Source organism: Streptomyces sp. NPDC057623, assembly GCF_042800355.1.
Taxonomy (GTDB): Bacteria; Actinomycetota; Actinomycetes; order Streptomycetales; family Streptomycetaceae; genus Streptomyces.
This window is the reverse complement of record NZ_JBHVGZ010000009.1, coordinates 77079-89522: the sequence shown is the minus strand read 5'-3', so window position 1 is coordinate 89522 and position 12444 is coordinate 77079. Positions and strand designations below refer to the sequence as shown.

The 12444-nt window shown below is 71.7% G+C and carries 1 protein-coding gene (cut by a window edge); it reads right to left on the bottom strand.

The window, feature by feature from the left end; translation table 11 throughout:
- Positions 1-12444, bottom strand: the start of a protein-coding gene (locus tag ACFU95_RS12625; protein ID WP_383825825.1) for a hypothetical protein. 44037 nt of this gene lie to the left of the window's left edge; 12444 of the gene's 56481 nt are visible here — the first part of the coding sequence; it begins with the start codon at positions 12442-12444; its stop codon lies off the left edge, out of view.

Genomic DNA, 12444 nt, shown 5'->3' with positions numbered 1-12444 from the left:
ATCGCGCAGCGCCGACCGGGCCTCGGCGGGCTGGAACTTGAGCAGGGTGTTCATCAGCGCGGAAGCCGTGCCGGTGTATGCCATCAGGGCGACGAAATGAGCGAGGGACAGCCGGTTCAGCACCTCCTGCGCCGTCATGTCGTGCATGAGCAGCCAGCGCTCGACCGACGGCTCGTCCTCCACGTCGGACAGCGACAGATCGCTCAGTGACTCGTCCGCGAGGCCGGAGAACTTCTCCATCTGCTGCCTGGCCTTGCGCACCAGCGTCTTGCCCGGCTCGGCGAAATCGCCGTGTTCGACCCTGGACCAGTAGACGGCCTCGTGCGGCAGCAGGCCCTCGCCGGCGACCTGCCGGCGTATTTCGTGCAGTTCCAGCCCCGGGACGGACCGGTACATTTGCGCGGCGTCCTCCAACGTGTTCCCGGCCAGCGACGGGACCACGTCCGCCGTCCGAAGACCCGCCAGCACCTCGTAGAGCGACTGTTCCTGCGGAATCAGCCACGCCATCAGGGCGAGCGCGAACCCTTCCCCGTCCGCTTCGATGATGTTCAGCACCCGAAGAACGTTCCCGAGCTGCGCGGCGGTCTGCGACACACCCTCGGGCAGCGGCACGGGCGTGGCTCCGGCGCGCAGCGCCTGGACGTCCAGGCCCAGCTCCTCCGCCTTCTCCCAGTCCCCCGAGCCGACGATGCCGCGCTGCAACGCCGGGAAGGCCAGCGGCGAATCGCTGGAGATCGCCGCATGGTGGAAGGCCGCCATCAACTCCCGTACGCCCTGGTCGACGCCGGCAGGCCAGGGGCGCTGTTCCGGCTGATCCAGCGCCATGTGGTCGTCCGGCTGGAACACCTGGGCGATCTCCTGTTCGCCCAGGTCGGGATGCGCGTGGGAGAGCACATGGAAGAGCACGGCCACCGCGATCTGCGCCATCTCCAGCGCTCTCAGGTGACTGGCCGCGTACCCGGCGAGCCTGGACTCGAAGTCAAGCGCCAGCGGGACGTATGCCGGGTCCGTGTACAGCGCGCTCAGCAGCCTCGGGGCCTCGGCGAACGTCTCCGAGTCGCCCGAAACGGGGGCGGCTTGCCCCAGGGGCGCGTCGGACTGGGCCGTCGCGCCGGTCCTGCTGGACTCAGCAGCCGTGATGTCCGGCAAGCCGCCCAGCAGCCCTTCCCGCACCGCACTGAGACCCCGCTGCGCGGCCAGCTCGCGTGCCGCCTGGACCGCCCGGTCGAGCCGGTCCGCCTGTCCCTCGGACTCGCGCAGCAGCTGCGCCACCCGCATCGTCGCCCAGTACTGCGCCGGATCACGTTCGCGCAGCGAAGCGCCGCCCTCGGCGACCGTCAGGTTGTACCAGTTGTGTTCCGCCATGATCCGCGCCGCCTCCCCCCACAGCTCGCCCGCCGCATGCTCGTCCAGCTTGCCGAACGTCACCACGAACCGCTTGAGCTCCGCCGACGGCGGCGCCACCTCCCGGGTGTCGATCAGTTCGTACTCATGGCCGTCGTTCGAGGCCACCTCGCGGGAGAGGATCTGCACGCGGGCCCCGGCCAGCAGCAGGACCTCGCGCTCGTACTCATGGACCGAGAAGATCGAGATGTCCCGGCCCAGGTTCCCGGCGAGTTCGGTACGGACCAGGACGGGACGTTCTGCCCGCCCGCGCTCCACCTCCATGAACCGACGGGCTTCGTCCGTGTTCCGGCTGAAGCTGGTGAACGCCGGGAACGACAGCTCGAAGCCGCCGGGGTCCAAGGAGTCGATCGGTCCGATCCCCGCGTGGAGGTCCGCAACAGAGCGCGTGCCCCGCCAGACCTCACCCGACGCCGCAGGCAGCTGCTCCAGAGCATCCGTCAGTATCGCTGCGTGCATCGCCATCTCCCGCTCGATGGCGGGCAGCAGCTTCTCGGTGGCGACGTGGAGCTGCTCCATCAGCCGCGCCGTCTCCTCGGGCCGCTCATCGCGGTCGATGGGGAGCAGCGCGAGCAGCCTCGCGACTTCCGGGTCCTGGGAGAACGCGAGGCTGAGCCTGTGGTGGTTGTTGTAATGCTCGTCGAGGAGCTGCTTGATCCGCTTGTGCATCGCCGGCCGTACGTTGGCGGGCTCGGTCTGGAGCGTCGTGTTCAGCAGCGAGGAAGCCGTGCTGGTGTACGCCACCAGGACGGCGAAGTGAGCCGGACTCAGCTTCGTCAGCACCTCCGACGCCGTCACACGGTTCTCCCGCAACCAGCGCTCGGTGGGCCGTTCCTCGTACGGGGAGACGGATGACGTGTCGGTCAACGCCTTTTCGGCGAAATACTCGAAGTTGCCCCTCTTCACGTCCGCGGAGACCAGTTTCCGCCTGCCGGGCTCGGCGAGACCACCCTCCTGGACGGGAGTGGTGATCTTGGACCAGTAGAGGGCCTCGTGCGGCAGCATGCCCGCCTCGCCGACCTGCTGGCGCACCTCGGCGAGCGACACCCCCGGAATCGACCGGTAGATCAGCGCCGCGTCGTCCAACGGGTTCTCCGCCAGCGACGGCACCACGTCCGTCGTCTGCAGACCGGCCAGAACCTCGTACAGCGAACGGTCTCCCAGCGGGAGCATCCGCCCGATCACAGCCAGCGCGAAGGCGTCCCCTTCCGTCTTGGGCACGTTCAGCAGCCGGAAGGCGTTCCCGAGCCTGGCGGCCGTCCCGGCGAACACGCCCAACGGCAGCTGGTCACCCTCCAGAACGTCTCGCCGCTCACGCAGCGCCTGCGCGTCGATCCCCAGTCTCCTGGCCTTCGACCAGTCACCCGACTCGGCGATGTCACGGAGCAACGCCTTCAGTGTCAGCGGGGAATCATGGAACAGCACCCCGTTGGTGAAAGCGGTCATCAGATCCCGCGTACTGCCCTGCTTCAGCAGACTCTTCAGACGGGACGGCGCGCTGTCCTCACGGGCCTCGCCCGCCGGTGTCAGGCCGCCGAGGAGAACCTTCGCGATCTCCTCCGGGCGGGCCGCGGGATGGGCCTTGGTGAGTACCTTGAACAGACGGTCCAGGCTCCTTTGAGCAGCCGCCCGCGCCGTCGGATGACTGGACGCGAACTCACCCAGCCGGTCCTCGAACTCCCGCGCCTTGCGCAGGTATCCCGGGTCCGCGTACAGCGCCCCGAGGCCGGGCCCCTTGGCCGGCTCCGAGGTGGTCTGCGGCGACTCGGACACTCCGGGGACGGGCACGGCGCGTACCGGGGTACGGCCCGGCCGCACGGCCTCGTGAGCGGCGGCACTCCCCGGGAGCAGGTCCGGCTTGTTCCCGGGTGCCGGCTCGGACGTCCCTGCCGCGCTGGACGCCGTCGCGCTCGCGCCCGAAGCACCGGACTCAGCGACCGCGACGTCCGGGGAGCCGCCCAGCAGCCCTTCCCGCACCACGCGGACACCCCGCCGCGCGGCCAGTTCCCGTGCCGCCTGGACCGCCCGGTCGAGCCGGTCCGCCTGTCCCTCGGACTCGCGCAGCACCTGCGCCACCCGCATCGTCGCCCAGAACCGCCGCGAGTCCCGCTCCAGCAGCGAACCGCCGCCCTCGGCCACCGTCAGGTCGAACGGGTTGTGCGCCGCCGTGATGCGTGCGGCCTCATCCCACAGCTCGCCTGCCGCACGCTCGTCCAACTTGCCCAGCGTCACCACGAACCGCCTGAGGTCCGGCGGGACCGGCATGTCACCACCGGAGCCCGAGTTCTGCCCGGGCCGGTCCTCCTGGTTCCCCTCGGACGCTGCCGTCCGCCACTCGGTGGCCACCCGGGGGTACGTCACACGCTGCCCGGACCTCTCCAACCGAGCCGCGAGATCCACCAGGCGCGACCGAGCGCCCTCGTCGACCGGGGTGACCGTCCCGGTGCCGTCCAGGCGGCGCACCAGCGCATCCAGGTCCACCCCGGCGATCTGCCGGTCCGGGCCGGGCCTCAGGACACCACGGGCCAGGTCAGCCACACCACGTACGGCCGCCAGGCGCTCGACCGTCAGGTGCTCCGGTCCTCCGTACACCTCACTCGCCAGCGCACCCAGGTGCCAGACCTGCAGGCCGTCCGCCGCGCCGATCCGCCTGGCCAGCGGCAGCAGATGGCCGCGGTTGAGCACCGGCCCGGCCTCGGCGAGGTGCTGCAGCGCGTTCCTCAGCGCGCTGGGCGGGAACTCGGGCGGCTCCTCGACAGCGTCGATCAGCTCGTACGAGTGCGTGGGGAGCTTGTGGACCTCACGAGAGGTGATGTTCAGACGGGCCGTGGGCAGGAGCAGCACTTCCTGCTCGTCCTCGTTCATGGAGAAGGCCGAGATGTCCCGGCCCCAATTCCCGGTGAGGTCGGCGCGGATGAGCACGCGGTGGGAGTCCGGCAACGGGGCCTTACCGATGAACAGGAACCCGTGCTCTGCTTGGTCACGGTCCCGGCTGAAGCTGGCGAACTTGCTGAAGGAGAGCTCCGAGTCCTCGTAGCCCACCCGTCGTGTGCCGCGCCAGGCCTCACCGGTCGCGGGCGGCAACTGCTCCAGCGCATCGGCCAGCATCGCGGCGTGGGCCGTCATCTCCTGCTCGACGACGGGCAGCAGTTGCTCGACCACCTCGTACAACCGCTCCCGGAGCAGGGCCAGTTGCTCGGGCGTCGTCTCCCGGTTTGTCACGGCCGACAGAGTAAAAGGACGGGTCTCCGGGTGACCGCTCAGTGCGGGCGGCAGTTGACTTTTGCCGCGGAGGTACTCCTCGACCAGCCACGTGACCTGGCGGCGCAGTGCCGAACGGGCCTCGTCGGGGTCGGGCCTGAGCAGCGGGTTGATCAGCTGATAGGTCGAACTGGTGTACGTCACGATCGAGGCGATGTGCGCCTGGGTCAGGCGCTCCATCACCTCTCGCGCCGTCATCCCGTTGAGCCGCAGCCAGCTCTCCACCGGCCCGTCCTCTTCCGGGTCCGCGGGCAGCGATTTGTCGATCAGGCTCTCGAACGCGTTCCTGCGCTCCTCGACCTGAGACAGCCCGTGCACGCCGAGCCCCGTGTAGCCCCCTTCCTCGGCCGGGGCGGTGACCCTGGACCAGTAGACCGCCTCGTGCGGCAGCATGCCGTCCACCGCGAGCCGTCGCAGCTGGGCCGACTGCACGCCAGGGACCGACCGGTACATGCGCACCGCGTCGTCCAACGGGTTCGACGCCAGGGACGGCACCACGTCCGCGGTCTGCAGTCCCGCCAGGATTTCGTACAGCGAATGGTCCTGCAGCGGAAGCATCCACCCGATCAGGGCCAATGCGAGGCCCTCCGCGTCGAGACCGGGGACATTCAGCAGCTTGAAGGCGCTCCCCATGCGTGCGGCGGTGCCCGAAACGCCCGCGGTCAGCGGCATGCCCCGCCTGCCGTGCATCTCGCGGAACAACTCGGACGCCTCGTCCAGCGCGAACCAGGCCCTGCCCGAGACAGAACCCAGCGGCAGCTCCGGCCCTTGCTCGCCCGGACCCAGATCGCCCGCGCGCGGCCACTCGACGGCCGCGGGCTCCTCGACGATCCTGGTGATCCCGGTCACCGTCCGGCCCTCGGTGCCCTCCGCGGCGTTGTAGTGCACCTCGATTCCCAGCACATCGGGAGCCGAACGCAGCTCGTCCAGCAGCGGGGCACCCTGCTCGTCGAAGGTCACCCGCTCCAGCGGCACCTGCTCCGTACGGAAGCCCAGCACCCGCAGAGCGCTCTGGTTGGCGGCGAGGAACGCCACCTCGCGCTCGCTCAGCCCGACGCCCAGACGATCCCACTCGCCCGGCGTGGCGGCGAGGTCCCCGCGCAGCCGGTCCGCCTGCGGACGCGGCCAGCGGTGCCTGAAGTACTCGTCGCCCCAGTACTTCGCGGCCTCCCGCTTCCACGACGGCGCCTGCGCCGCCATGTTCCCGATACTGAAGAAGTCGTCGTCGAACATGCTCGCCCGGTCCGGCGCGACCCGCTCGACCGCGGCACGCAGCCGGGCGCGCAGCTCGCTCCGGAGGAAGGTCACCTGCTCGCGCAGCGCCTGCATGTCCAGGCCGAGACGCTCCGCCTTCGCCCAGTCTCCGGCGGCGGCGACGTCATGGAGCATCGACCTCAACGTCAGCGGCGCGTCGTTCTCGATGGCCGCGTTGAAGAAGGCGGTCGCCAACTCCCGTACGCTGCCCTGCTTCAGCAGCTCTTCGAGACGGGCGAGCCCGTTGTCGGCGCCGATCTGCCCCGCCGACGTCAGGTTGCCGGTGAAGAAGATCTTCGCGATCTCCTGGCGGCTCCGTTCGGGGTGCGCCTGGGTGAGTACCTCGAACAGGCGGGCCACGCCCTGCCGAGCCGCCTGAAGCGCCCTCGGCTGACGGAACGCGTGCGCGCCCAGCCGCTTCTCGAACTCCCGGGCCGTGGAGGCGTACGCCGGATCCGCGTACAGGGCCCGCCGACCGCGCTCCGTGGCGGGGCCGGGGGCGCTGTCCGACACCAGATCGGCGACCGGCGCCACGGCGTGGGCCCCCGCGTCGGCCTGCCCCGACGACACCTCGGTGGACGTACCGGTGCCGTCGAGACGTGCCAGGAAGGCCTTCAGGGAGTCCGTCTGCGGCAGGTCGGCGTTCCGGGATTCCTCGGCCGGGCGCGCTTGCGCGACGTCGGCCATGCGGGCGGCGAGCCCACCCCGCAGGCCCTCGTGCACGGAACGGGCATCGCGTTCGGCGGCCAGGGCCCCGGCCGCCGCGACGGCCTGCGCGTCCCGGTCCGGCGCGCTCTCGTTCTGGTGCAGTACCCGCGCCACGCGCATTGTCGCCCAGAACTGCTCGGGGTCGCGCTCCAGCAGTCCTCGGGCGCCCTCGGCGACCGTGAGACGGAACGGGGAGTGCTCCGCGGTGATCCGCGACGCATCGGCCCAGAGCTGACGTGCCGTCGGCTCGGCCAGCTTGCCGAACTGCTGCTCGGCGAACCGGCGGAGTGACGGGTCGGGCGCGATGCCCTGGACGTCCTCAACCGTCGTGCGCCCCTGCACGTCCTGCGGCCGCACGTCCTGCGGCCGCACGTCCTGCGGCCGCACGTCCTGCGACGGCGGCGCCTGCTCGCGCCCAGGAGCCGGAACCTCGGTGCCGCCCTCCATCCGCGGGGCCACGGCCGTGGCCTCGTCCGCCTCCCGCTCCTGCGGCCTGGTCGGCCTGGTCGACTTCGTCGTCGACCGCCGCGACGGCGCGTCGGCGCCGCCGGCCGTCGGGCTATCCGCCTGCACGGACGGTGCCCCGGAAGGCGCCGCAACCACGTCCGGCCCGGCTACGGCCGACCGCTCGGGACCGGCGTGCGGCGCAAGCCCGCCGGCCTCCCCGGCTCCCGGCGCGTCTGCCGTCCGCGACGCCGCCGGTCTGGCGGGCAGTACGGCCGTGTCGGGCGTGTTGGCCGCGATCCGCTCCGTGGACAGCGCCGGGGGGCGCTCCGTCTCGCCCGGCCGGGTGGCCTCGTGCGCCCGGGTCGGCTCGGAACCGGACGACGCCGACGCCTCCTGTCCCGCCGTATCCGGCCCCGCCGTGCCCTGCCCCTTGCCACGGCCGCTCTCCACGGCCGACGCGGCCCCCGCAGAGTCCAGGGTCCGCCGGCCCACCCCGCCCGCGCGGGACGCCGGGGCCACATCGGCAGCCCGGCCGGCGCCCACACCGGTGCGTGATCCGGCGCCCGCGCCCACGCTGGTGGCCGTACCCGTGTCCGCGCTGGTGTCCGTGCCGGTGCCGGTGCCGGTGCCGGTGCCGGTGTCCGCGCCGGTGTCCGTGTCCGTGTCCGTGCCCGCGCTGGTGCCGGTGTCCGTGTCCGTGCTGGTGTCCGTGCCGGTGTCCGTGTACGCGCTGGTACCCGTACTCGTGTCCGCGCTGGTGTCCGTGCCGGTGCCGGTGCCGGTGCCCGCGCCCGCGCCCGTGCCCGTACCCGTGCCCGTGCTGGTGGCCGTGCGGGCCGCGTCGCCGCTGCCGGTGGCACCGCCGGCCAGGACGTCCCCAGCGCCGCCCAGGGGGGCTCGGCTGCCGTCGAGGGCCTCGTCCGCCGAGCCCACCCTCCCCGCATCGTTGTCGGTGACGGGCCGGTCCGCTGTGGACGAGGGCGCCGACGGGCTGCCGGGCTCCTGTGCACGGGGTGCCTGGGAGGTGTTCCCCGAGGACGGGGCGCGCTCCTCCACCACCTGGCCGCCGGTGGTCGGTTCCGTCGGCCCTGTGGAGCGCTCGGACGGCGTCGCCGAGGTGTCCTGGGCGGGCGTGGGGGTGGAGTCCTGGCGCTCGATCTCCGCGAGGGTCCGCTCCAGGTCCTCGACCCGTGGGACACGCGAGGGCATGGTGGCCCGGTCGACGCGTGGACCGGATGCCGGCGCGGCGGGCAACTCCGTTTCGGCCACGGGACGGGAACGCTGGGTCTGCGTCACATCGGACCCGGGACGAGACGCCGAGGGCTCGGCACGCTGCGGCTGCCGGGACGTCTCCGGCTGCCCCTGGACGGCCGGGGCATCGCCCGGACGAGCCAGGGGACTCACCGGTGCGCTGGGCAGCGCCTCGATCTCGGAGGCGATCCGGTCGGCCGCCTCGTCGGACAGCGGCACGCGCGCCTCGTCGCCGACGGGGCGCTGCTCGGCCGCCACCGTGGCATCGGGCCTGGCACCGGTGCCCGGCAGCACCGACAACGGATCGGGCCGGCCGACCGTCGACGGCTCCGGCCGGGTGGCCGGTGCGGCCGGCAGGGTGCCGGACTGGGCGGCGTCGGCGCCCGGCACGGTTTCCGGCCTGGCGTTGGGGGCGCTGGGCAGGTCGTCGAGCTCGTCCAGGGTGAACGAGGCGGGCTCGTCCGACTCCTGGCGCAGGAACTGCTGTCCCTGCTGCGTGGCGGTCGACGGCTCCGGCCGGGTGGCCGGTGCGGCCGGCTGGGCGGTGTCGGCGCTCGGCTGGGTCTGGGGCCTGCCGGTGGCCACATCGGGCAGGGCGCCCGGCCGGTCGGTGGGAACGCTCGGCAGGGCGTCCGACCTGGTGCTGGGGGCGCTGGGCAGGTCGTCGATGTCGTCCAGGGTGAACGCGGCGGGCTCGTCCGGCTCCTGGCGCAGGAACCGCTGCTCCTCCTGCGTGCGCGCGAGGTCCTGCTCGGCCTGCCGGGAGATGCCTTCCTGGACCAGTCGGTCGAGCCGGCTACCGGAGCCCGAGTCGGAACCCGTACCGCCCGAGTCCGTTCCCCCGCCGCGACCGGACCCGGCACCGGGACGGTCCGAGCCCGGCGCCGGCCGTTCGATCTCCTGCTGGAGTTCGCGGCGCAGCGCGGCGGTGTTCTCGTCATGGGTCCGCACCGTGGCCAGGCGCTGCTCCGCCTGCTCCAGCCGCTGCTGCGTCTGCTGTACGACCTCCTGCGGCGAGCCGGTCCGGCGCTGCTGGGTGAGCTGGTCGCGCAACTGGGTGACGTCCTGCTCGTGGCTGCGGACCTGCTCCAGTCGCCGCTGCTCGCTGACCTGGCGCTGCTGCTCCCGGTCGGCGAGATAGTCCTTGAGCTGCTGTTCGGCGGACCGCGCCTCCTGCGGGCTGCCGGCGGCCTCCATCCGCCGCATCAGCTCGGCCTCGCGCGGGTCCTGGTGCGACCCGTCGCCGCGCAGCTCCTCGAACCGCCGCATGAGGTCCGCGTTGGCCGCCGCGGCAGCCGACCCCTGGCCGCCACCGGAGGCCTGCTGACGCAGCCGTTCCTCCAAGTGCCGCGTCTGCTCCTCGATCTGGCGGTCGGTGTGCTGCTTGAGCTCCTGCTGTGCCTGGCGCGCCTCTTGAGGCGTCCGGGCGTTCTCCACCTGCCGCACCAGGTCCGCCCGGTGGGCGTCCGCCTCCGGCGCACCGCCCGGGTTCAGCACCGTGCGCAGCTCGGCCAGCCGCCGCTCCACCGGCGTCCAGCCGTTGAACTTCGCCTGCGCGTCGAGCGCCTGCCTGCGCTCCTGCGGCGTCGTCGCGGCATCGACTCGCTGCTGCAGCACGCCCTGCTGGTGCACTCCCAGCTCGTGGATGACCTGGGCCCGCTCCTGCGGGCTCGTCGCGGCATCGAGCTGCTGCCGCAGCTCCGCCTCGCGCGGATCCTGCGGTGTACCGGCGTTCAGACTGTCGAGCCGCCGCAGCAGGTCCTCGTCCGCCGCCTGCGTCCGGGCATCCTCCTGCGAATTCAGGCGCTCGGTGAACGACTGCTGCTGTTCCTCGATCTGACGATCCGTGTACTCCTTGAGCTCCTGCTGTGCCTGGCGCGCCTCCTGAGGCGTCCTCGCGTTCTCCACGTTCTGGACGAGCTGCTCGCCCTGCGGGTCGGCTTCGGGCAGCAGACCTTCGCGCAGCTCGTTCAACTGCCGCTCCTGCTGCGTCAGTTGGTTGTGCGCGACCAGATCGCGCAGCGCCTGCTCGGTCTCCTGAGGCGTGGTCGCGTCCTGCAGCCGCTGCAGCAGCTCCTGCCCGCGCCTATCCGGCAGTGCCTGTTCGCGCAGCGCGTCCAGCCGTCGCTCCAGGTCTGTCTGGGCCGTGCCCTGGCGCAGGTCGTCGAGCTGCCGCTGCATGTCGCGCTGGTTCTGGAAGTCCTGCAGCGTCTGACGGGCCTGGGACCACTCCTCCGGCGACCGGGCCGATTCCTGCTGCGCTATCGTCCGGCGCCGCATGATGTCGTCCTCGGGATCGGACTGCGTCAGGCGGTCCATGCGCTGCTGGACCTGCTGGTGCCACTCCAGGTCCTTCTGCAGCGCCTCCCGCGCGGCCGGGTCGCTGACCGTGGTCAGCTCCCGGCGAAGCTGCTCCACTCCCGAGTTGAAGGAGCTCGGGCCGTTCTCCGACACCATCTCGACCGGAAGATGACGCTCGACGAAGTCGGTGTACTCCTTGAGCCGGCTGTCGACCAGGACCGGGTTGCCCGTTCGCTGCGCCTGCTCCACGGCGTCCACCTGGGAACGCCAGGCGTCCTGGTCGACGCCCAGATCGCCCAGCGGGGAGAAGCCGTTCGCGACCTGGGTCTCCACATGGGTGCGGAAGTCCGCGAGCCGTTGGTCGAGAACCCGCTGTTCGACCGTGGTCCGGAAATCCTGCAGACGCCGGCTGGTCTCGGCCCAGTCGCCCGAGCGTGCCGACTCGCGCACCGAGTCGGCACGCGGCCGCCACTCCGACTCGGGCAGCCCGGCCGACCGCGCGATCCTGCTGAGCTCGGTGACGCGGTTCTGCACCTCGCGTCGCAGCGCAGGCAGGGTCCCGGTCGGCGCGGCGGGAAGGTCCGTGACGAGCGTGCTGGGCGACGGGTCCGGCAGCTCCGACGGGTCGAACGGCTTCGGCGCGTCCGGCAGATCGAGGTCGTCCTCGCCGGGACGCTGACCGGTCGAGTTCTCTTCGGGAACTTGTTCCGAGTTCCCTTCGGGCACCTGGCCCGAACGCGCGGGTGTCGTGGAGGTTGTGGGTGTCGTGGAGATCGTGGGTGTCGTGGCGGTTGTCGGGGTCGTGTCGGTCGTGGGTGTCGTGGCGGTTGTCGGGGTCGTGTCGGTCGTGGGTGTCGTGGCGGTTGTCGGGGTCGTGTCGGTCGTCGGAGTCGTGGAGAGCGTTGGGGTGCCCGCCTGGCCCTCGCCCGGATTCGCGTTCTTCAGCAGGTCGGGCAAGGACGGGATGTCGAACTTGGGCACACTGATGTGCTCCGGCGACACCCCGTCTCCCGTGCCGTGCCCGCCATGCCGGCCGCCACCTTCGAGGGCCCCGCCGATCGCTTCGGAGACCGTGCCCAGCCCGAGGCTCTGCCCGGGAGCGAAGATGTTGGTCACCGCGGTCGTGGTCAGACCGGTCAGACCGCCATGGGTGACGTTGCCGAGGAAGGAGTCGGCGAACTTCGGGGCCAGGTGGCGCATGATCTGGCCCAGCCCGCCGCCGAGGGCCCCGCCGATCGAACCCATCTCCGCCGCGCCCTTGGTCTTGCTCAGGTCCCAGTGCGTGCGGTCGCCCTTCAGGAACTGGATGACCTGCACCGCGATATCCATGCCGACCTGCATCACGATGTTCGACAGCACCGCGATGAAAAGCTCCCGCAGGATCGCCTGAACCGCGAACCGGCCCGCCGTGACGACGGCCGGAATCGCCGCCGACCCGAACAACGTGGCCGTCAGATACGCGATTTCCGCGGCCATCCACGCCAGATTCAGGATGATCATGTACTTCGCGTACTCGATCTCCAGCGCGATGTTGTCGGCCATCACACCGAGTTGCGCGGCCGACGTCGCCATCACGGGCAGGGTCGAACTCAGCTGGGTGACGAACTGCCCGAACTGCTCCGCCGGAGCCCCGGCCATGCTCTCGAACGTCGCGGCCGTCGACGGATTGAGTTCCCCCAGGAGCTGGTTGATCTCCTGCGCCGCTGCGTTCCAGACCGCACCGAGTTCGGCGAGCTTGTCCTCGTTCCCCCTCGGGAACTCGTCCCCGACGGCGATCTTGGCGACGAACCCCAATTCCGGTGGCAGCTGGATGCTCAT